General features: G+C 67.5%; 12 protein-coding genes. 9 read left to right on the top strand and 3 right to left on the bottom strand.

Translation table 11 applies throughout. The features are described from left to right. Positions 1-265: 265 nt before the first annotated feature. On the bottom strand, positions 266-892 hold the full coding sequence (locus SOM39_RS04720; RefSeq protein ID WP_320457625.1) for an OmpW/AlkL family protein: 627 nt from the start codon (positions 890-892) through the stop codon (positions 266-268). Between the two features lie 200 nt (positions 893-1,092). Between SOM39_RS04720 and gap the strand changes: the two genes are divergently transcribed. From gap to SOM39_RS04680, 8 genes are all read left to right on the top strand, one after another. Further along, on the top strand, positions 1,093-2,097 hold the full coding sequence (gene gap / locus SOM39_RS04715; protein WP_068854751.1) for a type I glyceraldehyde-3-phosphate dehydrogenase: 1,005 nt from the start codon (positions 1,093-1,095) through the stop codon (positions 2,095-2,097). Between the two features lie 393 nt (positions 2,098-2,490). Then, entirely contained in the window at positions 2,491-5,148 is a 2,658-nt protein-coding gene (locus SOM39_RS04710) for a DUF2339 domain-containing protein (RefSeq protein WP_320457624.1), read from the top strand. After that, positions 5,145-6,506: a DUF3999 domain-containing protein gene (locus SOM39_RS04705; protein ID WP_320457623.1), complete on the top strand. Its 1,362-nt coding sequence runs from the start codon at positions 5,145-5,147 to the stop codon at positions 6,504-6,506. Before SOM39_RS04710 ends, SOM39_RS04705 begins: the two co-directional genes overlap by 4 nt. 132 nt (positions 6,507-6,638) lie before the next feature. Then, positions 6,639-7,814: a phosphoglycerate kinase gene (locus SOM39_RS04700; RefSeq protein WP_320457622.1), complete on the top strand. Its 1,176-nt coding sequence runs from the start codon at positions 6,639-6,641 to the stop codon at positions 7,812-7,814. Then, a complete protein-coding gene (locus SOM39_RS04695) occupies positions 7,814-8,500 on the top strand; it encodes an HAD hydrolase-like protein (RefSeq protein ID WP_320457621.1) in 687 nt (228 codons plus the stop codon). Before SOM39_RS04700 ends, SOM39_RS04695 begins: the two co-directional genes overlap by 1 nt. Positions 8,501-8,680: 180 nt before the next feature. Beyond that, on the top strand, positions 8,681-10,147 hold the full coding sequence (gene pyk, locus SOM39_RS04690) for a pyruvate kinase (protein ID WP_068853848.1): 1,467 nt from the start codon (positions 8,681-8,683) through the stop codon (positions 10,145-10,147). Positions 10,148-10,287: 140 nt separating this feature from the next. Further along, positions 10,288-11,292, top strand: a complete 1,005-nt coding sequence (locus tag SOM39_RS04685; RefSeq protein ID WP_093533681.1) for a class I fructose-bisphosphate aldolase — start codon at positions 10,288-10,290, stop codon at positions 11,290-11,292. 87 nt (positions 11,293-11,379) lie between these two features. Beyond that, a complete protein-coding gene (locus SOM39_RS04680) occupies positions 11,380-12,798 on the top strand; it encodes a M1 family metallopeptidase (protein ID WP_320457620.1) in 1,419 nt (472 codons plus the stop codon). On the opposite strand, the gene SOM39_RS04675 is transcribed toward SOM39_RS04680, so the two are convergent. Both SOM39_RS04675 and cysK read right to left on the bottom strand, forming a co-directional pair. After that, positions 12,692-13,288 (bottom strand): O-acetyl-ADP-ribose deacetylase, encoded by a 597-nt coding sequence (locus SOM39_RS04675; RefSeq protein ID WP_068853846.1) that lies wholly within the window; start codon positions 13,286-13,288, stop codon positions 12,692-12,694. The genes SOM39_RS04680 and SOM39_RS04675 overlap by 107 nt on opposite strands. Before the next feature lie 230 nt (positions 13,289-13,518). Beyond that, positions 13,519-14,478, bottom strand: a complete 960-nt coding sequence (gene cysK / locus SOM39_RS04670; protein ID WP_217538647.1) for a cysteine synthase A — start codon at positions 14,476-14,478, stop codon at positions 13,519-13,521. A gap of 169 nt (positions 14,479-14,647) precedes the next feature. On the opposite strand from cysK, the gene SOM39_RS04665 reads away from it, so the two are divergent. Beyond that, positions 14,648-15,631, top strand: a complete 984-nt coding sequence (locus SOM39_RS04665) for a LysR family transcriptional regulator (protein ID WP_068853844.1) — start codon at positions 14,648-14,650, stop codon at positions 15,629-15,631. The last annotated feature ends 10 nt before the right edge of the window (positions 15,632-15,641 follow it).

Below are 15,641 nucleotides of genomic sequence, written 5' to 3'. Positions count from 1 at the left end.
GGGCCTGCCCGCTCTCCGATGAATTGTTGCCGGACACGTCACTACGATTGACTGCGCCAATTGACGCGAGCAGCGTGTGTGGTCTTGCTCAATCGATCCATGTCGCTGCACGCACCGCAGCGCGTTCCTCGATTCAGTCCATTGATCGAATCGATCGTTCCAATTGACGTGGTGATGAACAGTGCTGCAACAAGGCAAAAAAAATCCCCGGCCAAGGCCGGGGAAATGCGTTGCTGCGAGGTTGGGAGCGGCGCTGACCGGTGGGTCAGAACTTGAACACGTAGGACACGCCGTAGGCCAGCGGGTCGATCTTGACGGTGCCCAGCTTGGTGCCATCCAGCTTGACGTCGCTGTCGATGTCGATCCAGCGCACGTCGACGCGCAGGGCGCCCTTGTCGGCGATGGCGAAGTCGACGCCGGCGTGTGCGGCCAGGCCCCACGAGTCTTCCAGCTTGAGGCTGCTGCCGGCCAGGGCGCCGCCGGTTTCTTCGCTGAAGAAGGTGGTGTAGTTCAGGCCGGCGCCGAGGAACGGGGACACCTTGCCCTTGCTGTTGAAGTGGTACTGCAGGGACACCACCGGCGGCAGGTGCTTGGTGCTGCCAACGCGGCCCAGGCCGTCGATGTTGATGTCGTGCTTGAACGGAAGGGCGGCCAGAAGCTCGATGCCCAGGTTGTCGGCGATGAAGTATTCGCCGGTGATGGTGGGCTTGATGTCGTTGTCGACGTCGACCTTGAGGCCGCCGGCCAGGGTGCCGTTGTTGGACTTGGGCGCCACCTGGTGCACGCCGGCGGCCAGGGTCCAGTCGCCCTTGGACTGGGCCATGGCGGGGCTGGCGGCCAGGGCGAGGGCGGCGGCGAGGCTGGCGGGCAGGAGGAGGGGGGTCTTACGCATGGTGCTGTCTCGTGGCGGGGTGGAATGGGGCCAGTTTTCCCGTCCGGGCCTTGGCGCGCCTTGATCCGGATCAATCCACGATTTTTACGGGTGTAACCGCTTCCCATCCCGATCCCGGGGGCCGGGGTGGGTCGGGCTTTGATAGAATGGCGGCCCTTTCCATCGGCGCCGCTCTGTCGCGGCTGCAGGAGCTTGTGAACATGGCAATCAAGGTTGGCATCAACGGTTTCGGTCGCATCGGGCGCAACGTGCTGCGTTCGGCGGTGCTGAATTTCGGTAATGACATCGAAATCGTGGCCATCAACGATCTGCTGGAGCCGGATTACCTGGCGTACATGCTGAAGTACGACTCGGTGCATGGCCGCTTCAAGGCAGACGTGGAGGTATCGGGCAGCGACCTGCTGGTCAATGGCAAGAAGATCCGCCTGACCCAGGAACGCGATCCGGCCAACCTGAAGTGGGACGAGGTCGGCGTGGACGTGGTGATCGAGTCCACGGGCCTGTTCCTGACCAAGGAAACGGCGCAGAAGCACATCGATGCGGGCGCGAAGAAGGTGATCCTGTCGGCACCGTCGAAGGACGATACGCCGATGTTCGTGTTCGGTGTGAACGACAAGACCTATGCGGGCGAGGCGATCATCTCCAACGCGTCGTGCACCACCAACTGCCTGGCGCCGCTGGCCAAGGTGATCAACGACAAGTGGGGCATCAAGCGTGGCCTGATGACCACGGTGCATGCGGCGACTGCGACGCAGAAGACCGTGGATGGTCCGTCGAACAAGGACTGGCGCGGTGGCCGCGGCATCCTGGAAAACATCATTCCGTCGTCGACGGGTGCGGCCAAGGCCGTGGGCGTGGTCATTCCGGAGCTGAACAAGAAGCTCACCGGCATGAGCTTCCGCGTGCCGACCTCGGACGTGTCGGTGGTCGATCTGACGGTGGAGCTGGAGAAGGAAGCCACGTACGCCGAGATCTGCGCGGAAGTGAAGGCGCAGAGCGAAGGCGCGTTGAAGGGCATCCTGGGCTACACCGAAGACAAGGTCGTGGCGACCGATTTCCGCGGTGAAACCCACACGTCGGTGTTCGATGCCGACGCCGGCATCGCCCTGGACAGCACGTTCGTGAAGCTGGTGTCCTGGTACGACAACGAGTGGGGCTATTCGAACAAGTGCCTGGAAATGGCCAAGGTCGTCGCCGCGAAGTAATCGCTGCGTACGGATCTGAAAGAACGGCGGACTTCGGTTCGCCGTTTTTTTTGGTCGGTACTCGTTGATGGCGCGTGTCGCCGGCCTTCGTTCGGCTGCTGATGGTTCTGGGCGAACAGCCTTTGTTTGCCAGATCCTTGGAGGGGGCCGCCGGGTGCGGGGGTACGGGACACGCCGTGAACCCATCCATGGGGGCTTGGCAAAAACATCCATGTTTTTGACAGTCCCGTACCCCCGCACCCGGCGACCCCTGGACGGTGGGTCGGTGGCCACGGGGAAGCGGCGCATACCCCTCTGAGCGGTCTTCCCCCCGATTCAGTTAGCATGGCTCCGCTGCCGCTGGCGCCTTGCTTGTCATGGCTGCCGGTGGCGTTCCCTTGAGGATGACGCGGAATGGAAGCTTTGATTGTCCTGGCGGTACTGGTGCTGTTGGCCGTGCCGGTGTTGCTGATCGTGGCGTTGGTGATGATTTCCGGGCTGCGCCGAAGGGTGGCTGCCTTGGAGCAGGCACGTAGCGACAGTGCCCATCCGGTGGCCCAGCCGGCGGTGAGTGCTGCATGGGAAGAGCGCCCTTATGCGCCGACCCCGGTGGCTGCGCCGGCGCCTGCCCCTGAGGTGCCGCTGACCGAGCCAGAGCCGGTGCCCGAGCCGTTTGCTGCGGCTGCGCGGGTGGCGCCGCCGCCGCTGCCTTCCGCTGCTGTCTCCGAACCCGAAGCCTTCGTGCCGCCGCCGCCGCGTGGGCCGGACCTGGGCGAGCGGATCGTGGGGACGATCAAGCGCTGGTTCACCGAGGGCAATGTGCCGGTGAAGATCGGCATGCTGGTGTTGTTGGCGGGTGTTGCGGCGCTGCTGAAGTATGCGAGCGACCAGGGTTGGCTCAATGCGCCGATCGAGCTGCGGCTGGCGGCGATTGCGGCCGGGGCGCTGGCGGGGCTGGTGTTCGGCTGGGTGCAGCGCGAGCGCCGGCGGATGTTTGCGCTGGCGTTGCAGGGCGGGGCGATTGGCATCCTGCTGCTGACGATCTTCGCGGCGTTCAAGCGCTATGACCTGATCGATCCGGGTATCGCGTTCGCGCTGAGCATCGTGCTGATTGCGGGCATGGGGGTGCTGGCGGTGGTGCAGAACTCGCGCACGCTGGCAGTGCTGGGTATCCTGGCCGGGTTCATGGCGCCGATCTGGCTGTCCACCGGCAGCGGCAACCATGTGGCGCTGTTCTCGTACTACGCGGTGCTCAATGCGGCCATCCTCGCCATTGCGTGGTGGCGGCCGTGGCGCGCGCTCAACCTGCTGGGTTTTGCCTTTACGTTTGGCATCGGCACCACGTGGGGGGTGCTGCAGTACAACGCGGACAAGTTCGCCAGTACCGAGCCGTTCCTGCTGCTGTTCTTTGCGTTCTACCTGGTCATTCCCATCCTGTACGCGCGCCGCCAGCCGGCGGAGAAGCGCGACCTGGTCGATGGAAGCCTGGTGTTTGGCACGCCGCTGATCGCATTCTCGCTGCAGGCGGGCATGCTGCATGACGACCGGCTGCTGCTGGCGCTGTGCGCGCTGGGGGTGGCGGCGTTGTACGCGGGCCTGGCGTGGGCGTTGATCCGGCGGCCGCGCTATGCGGCGCTGGGGCAGTCGCATGCGGTGCTGGCGGTGGGCTTTGCCACGCTGGCGGTGCCGTTGGCGTTGTCGGCACGTGCCACGGCCAGTGTGTTCGCGCTGGAAGGCGCGGCGCTGGTGTGGCTGGGCCTGCGCCAGCAGCGCCTGCTGCCGCAGATCGCCGGCGCGCTGCTGCAGCTGGGCGCCGCGTTCGGCTTCGTGGTGGGGGCCGACTACTGGTTCAACGACGCCACGGCCATCGCCAACCCGACCTTCATGAGCGGGTTGCTGCTGGCGCTGGCCGGGTTTGCGTCGGCCTTCAGCTACCGCCGTGCCGGCCGCGACGCACCGGCCATCGTGTACTACCTGTGGGGCCTGCTGTGGTGGCTGGGTGGCGCCTGCCATGAGGTCACCCGCTTCGTTGCGTTCGACAGCCGCCCGGATGCGTTGCTGGTCGTGGTGGCCGTCACCTCATGGATCGCGGCGGAGGTGCACCGGCACATGCCGGCGCGCGCGCTGGTGTTGACCACGCTGGCGATGCTGCTGTGCGCGTTCCCGCTGGCGCTGTGGCAGGTGGACATCCACCGCCAGCCCTTCGCCGGATATGGCGCGATGGCCTGGGCGGTGTTCGCGGTGCTGGGTGTGCGCAGCCTGTGGTGCCTGCGCGGCGGCCAGGACCGTGCGGCGGTGGCGGCGCAGTTCATCTGGTGGCTGCTGTGGCCAACAGTGCTGTCGCTGGCCGCATCGTGGCTGGCCGACCGCTTCGAGCTGGCCCAGGGCTGGGCGCTGGCGGCGACGCTGCTGCCGTGGCTGGCGGTGGTGTTCCTCGCGCTGCAGCGGTGGCGCTGGTTGACGGTGCCGTTGGGCGAGCGCTTCAACGTGGCGCGCCCTGCGCTGCAGTGCACGCTGTTTGCGGTGCTGGGGCTGGCGTGGATTGGCTTCCTGTTTGCCCCGGGATCGGCGTGGCCGCTGCCGTGGGTGCCGGTGTTCAACCCGCTGGAGCTGGCGCAGCTGGCCGTGTTGGCGTTGCTGGCGCGGTGGCTATGGCGCGGCGATGCGCCCGCAGCGCTGCAGGCGCGCCGCGTGCCGCTGCTGGCGCTGGCCGGTTTCGTTGCGCTGACCAGCATCACCCTGCATGCCGTGCACCATTGGGGCGGGGTGTCCTGGGACGGGCGGCTGTGGTCGTCCACGCTGGCACAGACCAGTTTGACGGTGGTGTGGAGTGTGCTCGGCGTGATCAGCTGGGTGTGGGGCTCGCGCCGCGGGCAGCGCGCCCTGTGGCTGGTGGGTGCGGTGCTGATGGGCGTGGTGCTGGCCAAGCTGGTGCTGATCGACCGGCAGCACCTGGGCAACCTGCTTGGTATTTCTTCCTTCATCGCCTACGGCCTGCTGTGCACGGTCGTGGGTTATCTGGCGCCGGCTCCGCCGCGCGCGCCGGACCCCATCGTGGAGCCGCAGCCGTGACCCTTCTTCATCGTGTAATCGCCATCGTGTCGCTCGCCGTGGCCACGCCCGCGCTGGCGGCCGATGCGCGCCAGGACTTCCGCGAGCAGTGGCCGTTGCAGCTGTCCGCCGCGCAGGCCGGTGCCTACCGGCTGATGCTGGGCGAGGCCCAGTACCGCAGTGCGGTGTCGCCGCAGTTGGCCGATGTGCAGGTGTTCAATGCGCGGGGCCAGGCCCTGCCGTCGGCGCTGTTCTCGGCCGACCAACCGCTGGCGCAGGCGGCCGAATGGCAGGCGCTGCCCTGGTTCCCGCTGCCGGCGCAGGGCGGTAGCGGCGGCGACGATCTGCAACTGCTGACCGAACGCAACACCGATGGCAGCGTGCGCCGCGTGGAAGCCCGGCTCGGCCGCAGCGTGGGCAACGCATCGCCGGGTGGCTGGCTGGTCGACGCCAGCGCGCTGCGCACCGGCGTGCAGGCCCTGCGCCTGGATTGGGAGGCGCCGCAGGCGCTGCAGGTACGCGTGCGCGTGGATGCCAGCGACGACCTGCGCGACTGGCAGCGCGTGGCCGACGACGTGCCGCTGGTGGATCTGCAGCACGACGGCCGCCGGCTTCAGCAGCGCCGTATCGAGATCGGCCGCGAAGCGAAGTACTTCCGCATCGTGCCCACCGGCGGCGATGCGCTGCCGGTGCTGTCGGCGGTGCAGGCCGAACGCGTGGCCACGGCGCAGGCGATCGCGTGGCAGTGGCGCGCGCTGGGCGGTGCCGCAGGCAGGCCGGGGGAGTTCGAATACACCCTCGATGGCCGCTTCCCCATCGCGCAGGTGGACATCGCCACGCCGGACAACAGCGTGGTGCAGTGGACCCTGCTCAGCCGCGACGATGCCAACCAGCCCTGGCAGGTCCGCGCAGGGCCGTGGGTGGCCTACCAGCTGCAGGACACCGACGCGCGCCGGCAGTCGCAGACCCAGTCGCTGGCCGTGGCCACGCGGGACCGCTTCTGGAAGCTCACCGCCGCGCAGGGCACGGCGGCGATGCCGGCGCCCACGTTGAAGCTGGGCTACCAGCCTGAGGCGCTGGTGTTCCTGAGCCAGGGCGAGCCGCCCTACAGCCTGGCCGCCGGCAGCGTGCGCGCCGCGCGTCTCGATGCCCCGGTGGGCACGGTCATCGCACGCCTGCGCGAGCAGCAGGGCGCGCAGTGGCAACCGGCGCTGGCCACGGTGCAGGGCGCCGCGCAGCCGCTCGGCGGCGACGCGGCCGTGCAGCCGGTACGCGACTGGAAGCGCTGGCTGCTGTGGGGCCTGCTGGTGCTGGGCGTGCTCATCGTCGGCGGGTTCGCGGCCAGCCTGCTGCGACAGGCTGGCCGCGCCAGGGAGTGACGACCAACGGTCGTCACCTACCTGTCGGTTTCCCGTTGCGACCGTTGGTCGTTACGCGCCGAGGGGCCGTTACAATGGGCGTCTGCGCCGTGCGCGGCGCCCTTTCCTTTTCCGCCAAAGAGTTGCTGCCCCATGTCCATCGTTCGCATGACCGACCTCGACCTTTCCGGCAAGCGCGTGCTGATCCGCCAGGACCTGAACGTGCCGATCGAAAACGGCCGCATCACCTCCGAGCAGCGCATCACTGCATCGCTGCCGACGTTGAAGCTGGCGCTGGAAAAGGGCGCGGCGGTGATGGTCACCTCGCACCTGGGCCGACCCCAGGAAGGCGTCTGGAGCGAAGCCGAGTCGCTGGCCCCGGTGGCGCTGCGCCTGTCGCAGCTGCTGGGCGTGAACGTGCCGCTGGTGCGCGATTGGGTCGACGGCGTGGACGTGGCCCCGGGTTCGATCGTGCTGCTGGAAAACTGCCGCATGAACGTGGGAGAGGGCAAGGATGACGAAGCCCTGTCGCGCAAGTACGCCGCGCTGTGCGATGTGTTCGTGATGGACGCCTTCGGCACCGCGCACCGCGCCCAGGCCTCCACCCACGGCGTGATCCGCTTCGCCCCGGTCGCCGCCGGTGGCCCGCTGCTGATGGCCGAACTGGACGCGCTGGCCAAGGCGCTGCTGGCTCCGGCCCAGCCGCTGCTGGCGATCGTGGCCGGCAGCAAGGTCAGCACCAAGCTGGAACTGCTGGCCAATCTGGTGGGCAAGGTCGACCAGCTGATCGTGGGGGGAGGGATCGCCAACACCTTCATCGCCGCCGCCGGCTATCCGGTGGGCAAGTCGCTGTACGAGCCGGACCTGCTGGAGACCGCGAAGAAGATCGTCGCCGATGCCAAGGCACGTGGCGCCGATATTCCGCTGCCGACCGACGTGGTGGTGGCCAAGCAGTTCCTCCCGGATGCCGAAGCCACCGTCAAGGCGGTGGCGGACGTGGCCGAAGACGACCTGATCCTGGATATCGGCCCGCAGACCGCCCAGCACTACGCCGGGCTGATCGCCAAGGCCGGCACCGTGGTCTGGAACGGCCCGGTCGGCGTGTTCGAATTCGACGCCTTCAGCCACGGCACCCAGGCGCTGGCCCAGGCCATCGCCAGCTCGCCGGCGTTCTCCATCGCCGGTGGCGGCGACACCCTGGCTGCGGTCGACAAGTACGACATCGCCGACCAGGTCAGCTACATCTCCACTGGCGGTGGCGCCTTCCTCGAGTTCCTCGAAGGCAAGACCCTGCCGGCAGTGGCCGCGCTCGAAGCCCGGGGCAACTGATGGCAATGGCATCGGGGGTGGCGCCGACTGGGCGCCACTTCGATGAACGCCGGGACACGCTGTTCTTCGACCTCGACGGCACCCTGATCGACTCTGCGGTGGGCATCACCCAATGCGTAGCGCATGCGCTCACGGAAATGGGGCGCCCGGTGCCGCCGCAGGAAGAACTGCGGCGCTGGATCGGCCCGTCGCTGCGCACCAGCTTCGCGCCGTTGTTCGACGATCCGGCCCAGGTGGAGCAGGCGGTGACGTATTACCGCGAACGCTTCGATGTGGTCGGCTGGCGTGAGCACGAGGTCTACCCGCGCATCGGCCAGGTCGTGCAGGCGCTGCACGACCGCGGCCACCGGCTGGCGATCGTCACTGCCAAGAACGAGCCGCATGCGCGGCGCATCGTCGAGCACCTGCCGTTTGGCGCGTGCTTCGAGGATGTCATCGGCGCCACCCCGGACGGCAGCCGCAGTGAAAAGCCCCAGCTGGTGGCCGAAGCGCTGCGGCGGCTGATGCTGCCGGCGGCGCAGTGCTGGATGATCGGTGACCGGCGCATGGATATCGAAGGCGCGCGACATCACGGCATGCGCAACATCGGCGTGCTGTGGGGCTTTGGCGGTGCCGAAGAACTGCAGGCGGTGGGCGCGGGGAACCTGGCCGCGACCCCCGATGCGCTGCTGTCGTTGATCGATTGAACGTCGCGGCGGCGCTCCGTACGCCGCCGCATGTCGTGACCCGGTCCGGTACTGTCTTGAGCGGTCCGGATGGACTGTCTGCAGGACATCGGCGAAACCCAGACGCGACAATGCTGTAAACGTATTCATGGGACGTGAAGGGTGTGCTAATTTCAATCCTTTCCCGGGAGCCCTTTAACCATGATTGAGCGTCAGCGCCGTACCAAGATCCTTGCCACCCTCGGACCGGCAACCGACCCGCCGGGCGTGCTGGAGGATCTGTTCCGCGCCGGCGTGAACGTGGTCCGCCTCAACTTCAGCCACGGTGACCCGTCCGGCCAGGCCAAGCGCGCCGCCGACGTGCGCGCCGCCGCGCAGCGCGTGGGCGTGGAAGTGGGCATCCTGGCCGACCTGCCGGGCCCGAAGATCCGCATCGAGCGCTTCACCGAAGGCAAGATCCACCTCAAGGCGGGCGACCGCTTCGACCTGGTCGCCTCGGCCAATGCGCCGGCCGGCGACACCACCCAGGTGGGCGTGAGCTACCTGGGCCTGCCGCAGGACGTGGTGGCCGGTGACGTGCTGCTGCTCGACGACGGCCTGATGCAGCTGCAGGTGGTCGAAGTGCAGGGCGAGCGCATCGTCAACACCGTGCTCAACGATGGCGTGCTGTCCGACCGCAAGGGCCTGAACAAGCAGGGCGGTGGCCTTTCGCTGGGCGCGCTGACCGAACGCGACAAGGAGCTGATCGGCATCGTGGCCAAGATCGGCGTGGATTTCATCGCCGTGTCCTTCTGCCGCAACGCGCAGGACATGAACGATGCCCGCGCCATCGCCGAATCGCACGGCTGCTACGCCGCGCTGGTCTCCAAGATCGAGCGCACCGAAGCCATCGAGAACCTCGAAGAAATCGTCGACGCCAGCGATGTGGTGATGGTGGCGCGCGGTGACCTGGGCGTGGAAATCGGCGATGCCGAACTGCCGGGCCTGCAGAAGAAGATCATCAAGGCCTCGCTGGCCCAGAACAAGGTGGTGATCACCGCCACCCAGATGCTGCAGTCGATGGTCGAAAGCCCGATCCCGACCCGCGCCGAAGTGCTGGACGTGGCCAACTCGGTCATCGACGGTACCGATGCGGTGATGCTGTCGGCCGAAACCGCCGCCGGCGCCTACCCGGTGAAGGCCGTGGAAGCCATGGCGCGCATCTGCCTGGGTGCCGAACGCCAGTTCCAGACCGAAACCGATTTCGGCGCCTCGCCGCGCAACCTGGAACGTGCCGACCAGGCCATCGCCATGGCCACCATGTTCCTGTCCCAGCACGTGGGCGTGCGCGCGATCGTGGCGATGACCGAATCCGGTGGCACCGCCCGTTACCTGTCGCGCTTCCGCGCCTCGGCCCCGGTGTTCGCGGTGACCCGCCACGACGGTGCCCGCCGCCAGATGGCGCTGATGCGCGATGTGTTCCCGATCAACTTCGACAGCCGCGGCTTCACCCCGCGCGAAGCCGCACGCGGCAGCATCCGCCTGCTGGTGGAAGCCAACCAGCTGCAGGCCGGCGACCGCGTGGTGTTCACCAGCGGCGAGCACATGGAAACCCATGGCGCCACCAACACCCTGCGCCTGCTGGAAGTAGGTGAAGACGGCCGCGCCAGCGGCTTGGGCGACCTGTAAGGAACGCCGGACGCTGGGTCGCACGCCGGCCCAGCGGTCCACCCGTTCACATTGAAAGCGCTTCCATCCCCCATGAACGGCCAGTTCACGGGAGGGGACCGCTATAATCGTGTTTTTCCCGCACCCGCCACAGGAAATACATGAGCATCGAACAGCTGGCCGAAACCGCCCAGGCCATGGTCGCCCCGGGCAAGGGCATCATCGCCATCGACGAATCCACCGGTACCATCGCCAAGCGCTTCGCCAGCGTGGGCATCGAGAACACCGAAGAGAACCGTCGTGCCTACCGCGAGCTGCTGCTGACCACGCCGAAGCTCAACGAGCATATTTCCGGCGCGATCCTGTACGACGAAACCATCCGCCAGTCCACCAAGGACGGCGTGCCGTTCGCCAAGTACATGGCCGACAACGGCATGATCCCGGGCATCAAGGTCGACAAGGGCGCCCATCCGCTGGCCGGCTGCCCGGGGGAGCTGGTCACCGAAGGCCTCGACGGCCTGCGTGAGCGCCTGCAGGAGTACTACAAGCTGGGTGCGCGTTTCGCCAAGTGGCGTGCGGTCATCAACATCGGCGAAAGCATTCCGTCGGGTACCTGCATCGAGTCCAACGCCCATGCGCTGGCCCGTTACGCCGCGCTGTGCCAGGAATGCGGCCTGGTGCCGATGGTGGAGCCGGAAGTGATCATGGACGGCGACCACGACATCGAAACCTGCTACGAGGTCACCGAAGCCACCCTGCGTTCGCTGTTCGACGCGCTGTACCAGCAGAACGTGCTGCTGGAAGGCACCATCCTGAAGGCCTCGATGGTCATCTCCGGCAAGGGCTGCGAAGAGCAGGCCGACGTCGAGGAAGTGGCTGAATCGACCGTCATGTGCCTCAAGAGCACCGTGCCGGCGATCCTGCCGGGCGTGGTGTTCCTGTCCGGCGGCCAGGGTGACGAGCAGTCCACCGCGCACCTCAACGCCATGAACCAGATGGGCAACCTGCCGTGGCCGCTGAGCTTCTCCTACGGCCGCGCCATGCAGCAGGCCGCGCTGAAGCTGTGGGCCAAGGACACCAAGGCCAATGTCGCCAAGGCACAGCAGACCGTGTACGACCGCGCCAAGGAAAACGGCCAGGCTGCACTGGGCAAGTGGAACGGCTGATCCTGCCGGCCGCATGAAATGAAAAAGACGCCGGCGCCATGCCGGCGTTTTTTTATCGGCACCCCAACGGCTCTACAAGGCGGCTTCATGCGAGCAGGATGGACCTGGCTGTTCCTGTTGTTCCCCGCCACCGCAGTCCATGCCGCGGCGCGGGACTTTGATGTACTGCATTACGACCTCGCCCTTGTGCCGGACATCGCGCGCAGGCAGGTGACCGGCCAGCAGACCGTGCAGCTGCGCTCGGGACGTCCCGGGCTGTCCGAAATCCAGCTCGACAGCGGCGAGCTCAAGATCAACTCGGTCGGCATGAACGGGCGACCGCTGCGCTTCGAACACCAGCAGGCGACCGTCACCATCTTTTTTGACGCACCGCTCAAACGCGGCGAACAGGCGGTACTGCAGATCACCTATAGCGGCACGCCGGCGTACGGCCTCGAATTCGCACCGGGGCGCAGCGAGGTCTACACCATCTTCTCCACCAGCCAGTGGATGCCCTCGGTGGATGCCCCTGATGAGCGCGCCACGCTGTCCCTGTCGGTGACGTTGCCCAACGATCTGCTTGCCACCGGCAGCGGTCGCACGCTGCCCGCACGTACGCTCGCCGACGGCCGCATCGAACACCGCTGGCGGCTGGATACGCCGATGCCCGGCTACGTGTATGGGTTTGCCGCAGGCCGCTACCAGCAGGTCCGCGCACGACACGGCGACACCGCGCTGCGCTTCCTGTCCGCCGAACGCTCGCCCGGGCAGCTGCAGGCGATCTTCGCGCGCACCGGTGACATGCTCGATTTCTTTGCCGCGCGTGCAGGCCTGCCTTATCGCGGCGACTACGAACAGGCGCTGGTGGCCGAGACCATCGGCCAGGAAATGTCCGGGCTGTCGCTGATGTCAGAGGCGTACGGGCAGGAAGTGCTGGACGACCCGGACCACGTCGCCCTGATCGCCCACGAAGCCGCCCACCAGTGGTGGGGCAACCGGGTGACGTGCGTCGGCTGGGAGCACTTCTGGCTCAACGAAGGTTTCGCCAATTTCATGACCGCCGCCTACCTGCAGCAGGCGCAGGGCGAAACGGCATACCAGGCGCAGGTGCAGCGCTGGCGCGCGCGGCTGGAGGCGCTGCGTGCCAAGGGCGCCGACCACGCGCTGGTGTATGGGAGCTGGAAGGCGCCTACCGGTGATGACCGCGCCGTGGTGTACCAGAAGGGGGCTTACGTACTGCACCTGCTGCGCGAGGCGTTGGGTGAAGAAGCGTTCTGGCGTGGCATCCGCGAGTACACCCGCGCACATGATGGAAAAAGCGTGGATACCGCGGATTTCCAGCAGGCGATGGAACACGCAGCAGGGCGTTCACTGCAGCCGTTCTTCAACGAATGGGTATATGCGCCAACGCCCGTCCGGCCTACGGTGCTGCAGCTGGAAGCTCCATCCCAGCAGCCAGCGGCGGCAACGGCCCTGCCACCTCCACCGGTTGCCCCAGCGCCGCCAGCGCCTGCTGGTAGACCTTGAAGGTCGCGGCGTTATAGGCCACCAGGATGATCCGCTGCGGTTCGCGGTGCGAACGCTGCCACGTCAATGTCTCGGTGGCCGCGATATGCGCGGCCTGGTGCAGCGGGTAGCCGAACACCCCGCAGCTGATCGCCGGGAACGCGATCGACGTCAGCCCCAGTTTCTCGGCCAGCTGCAGCGATTTCCAGTAACAGTTGGCCAGCAGCGCCGGCTCGTCGCGCAGGCCGTCCTGCCACACCGGTCCCACCGTGTGCAGCACGTGCTTCGCCGGCAGGTTGTAGCCGGCCGTGGCGCGCACTTCACCGGTCGGGCAGCGCATGCCCGGGCGGATCTCCGGCAACGCCGCACACTCGGCCAGCAGCTGGGGGCCGGCCGCGCGATGGATCGCCCCATCCACGCCACCCCCGCCAAGCAGGGACTCGTTGGCCGCATTGACGATCGCATCCACCGCCAGGGTCGTGATGTCGCCCTGCCACACTTCGATCTTCATGCGTGCCGCTCCTTCTATACCGGGTCCATACAACGGGATGACTGCCGCCTCACACGCTAGCGGCCAGGGCATCTAGCCTGCGTCATCGTCGTCTCAGGCAGTGCGACCCGGCGGGCACCGCCCAACACCGCTACCTTGCGGCGGGCTGGCTTCACGGCAGATGAAGGTCGCGTTGGAAACGAAAACGCCCACCGCAGCGGTGGGCGTCACGTTCAGCCAAAGCAACCGGTTCAGGGGGTGCCGGCCAGCCACTCGTCGTCGGAGCCTTCGTTGATGTCGGCAAACAGCGGCGTGGAGAAGTAGCGCTCGCCGGTATCGGGCAGCATCGCCAGCAGCACGCTGCCGGGCGCCGCCTTGGCCGCCACATCCAGCGCGCTGGCCACCGTGGCACCGGCCGAGATGCCGACGAAGATGCCTTCCTCGGCCGCCAGCCGGCGCGACGTTTCAATCGCGCGGGCGTCGTCGATGCTCAGCAGTTCGTCATAGACCTCGCGGTTGAGCACGTCCGGCACGAAATCCGGGGTCCAGCCCTGGATCTTGTGCGGCTTCCACTCCGCCCCGCCCAGCAGCGCCGCGCCTTCCGGTTCGGTGGCGATGATGCGGGTTTCCGGGCGGGCCACCTTCAGCACCTCGCCCACCCCGGTGAGGGTGCCGCCGGTGCCCCAGCCGGTCACGAAGTAATCCAGCCGCGTGCCGGCGAAGTCACGCAGGATCTCGGCCGCCGTGGTGTTGCGGTGGTAGGCCGGGTTGGCCGGGTTGGTGAACTGGCTGGCCAGGAACCAGCCGTGTTCCTCGGCCAGCTCGCGCGCGCGCTTGACCATGCCCGAGCCGCGTTCGGCGGCCGGGGTCAGGATCACCTTGGCGCCGTAGGCGCGCATCAGCTTGCGGCGCTCGATCGAGAAGGTCTCCACCATCGTGGCCACGAACTTGTAGCCGCGTGCGGCGGCCACCATGGCCAGCGCCACGCCGGTGTTGCCGGAGGTGGCCTCCACGATGGTGTCGCCGGGCTTGAGCACCCCGCGGGCTTCGGCGTCCAGGATGATCGCAAGCGCCAGGCGGTCTTTCACCGACCCGCCGGGATTGAACGACTCCACCTTCGCGTACAGGGTGACGTGGTCGGGGGCAATGCGGTTCAGGCGCACCACCGGGGTATTGCCGATGGTGTCCAGGATCGAGTTGTACAGGGCCATGGGAATGCTCCACGGAAGAGGGATGACGGGTTCCGCCAGACCGTAGCGCCGGCATATGAGCGCGCGAAATGACCTGATTACCTTCATAAACAACATTTGGTTATAAGCTGGTGACGGCAACTGCCTTACAGTCGGCTTGACCCCCTTCCTTCCTGCTGCGCGCACGCCCATGACGCTGACCCAACTCCGTTACCTGGTCGCCATTGCCGACGCCGAGCTCAACATCACGCTGGCGGCCTCCCGGGTGCACGCCACCCAGCCCGGGCTGTCCAAGCAGCTCAAGCAGCTGGAAGATGAACTGGGCTTCCTGCTGTTCGTGCGCAAGGGCCGCAGCCTGGAAGCGGTGACCCCCGCCGGCGTGGAAGTGATCGGCCGCGCCCGCGCGGTGCTGTCCGAAGCCAACAACATCCGCACCTACGCCGCCAACCAACGCCGCGAGAGCCAAGGCCAGCTGATCCTGACCACCACCCACACCCAGGCCCGCTTCGTGCTGCCGCCGGCGGTGGCGCGCATCAAGCAGGCCTACCCGCAGGTCAGCGTGCACCTGCAGCAGGCCGCCGAAAGCGACGCGCTGGATCTGCTCAGCCAGGGCGATGCGGATATCGCCATCATCAGCACCGCCGGTGCCGAACCCACCGCCGGCATCGCCATTCCGCTGTACCGCTGGCGCCGGCTGGTGCTGGTACCGCGCGGCCATCCGCTCGACCGCCCCGGTGCCGCCCCGGACCTGCAGGCGCTGTCGACCCAGCCGCTGATCAGCTACGAATCCTCCACCCGCGGCAGCTCCTCGCTGCAGCGTGCCTTCGCTGCCTCCGGGCTGACCCCGGACATCGCGCTGACCGCGCTGGATGCGGACCTGATCAAGACCTACGTGCGCACCGGCCTGGGCGTGGGCCTGCTGGCCGAAATGGCGGTCAATGCCGGCGATGAAGACCTGCGCTCGTGGCCGGCGCCGGCGCCGATCGACGAATGCATCGCCTGGGCGGTGCTGCCGCGCGACCGCGTGCTGCGCGACTACGCGCTGGAACTGGTGCACGTGCTGGCCCCGCAGATCGACACCCGCGACCTGCGCCGGGTCATCGACGGCAACCAGGAGGCCGACTGGCCGTTGCCGCCGACGTGGGAATCGCTGACCCAGACCATCACGGTGTGACGCCGCCCGA

The organism is Stenotrophomonas sp. CFBP8994 (assembly GCF_034044835.1).
In the GTDB taxonomy this organism is placed as follows: Bacteria; Pseudomonadota; Gammaproteobacteria; order Xanthomonadales; family Xanthomonadaceae; genus Stenotrophomonas; species Stenotrophomonas rhizophila_A.
This window is presented reverse-complemented; position numbering and strand designations above follow the sequence as displayed.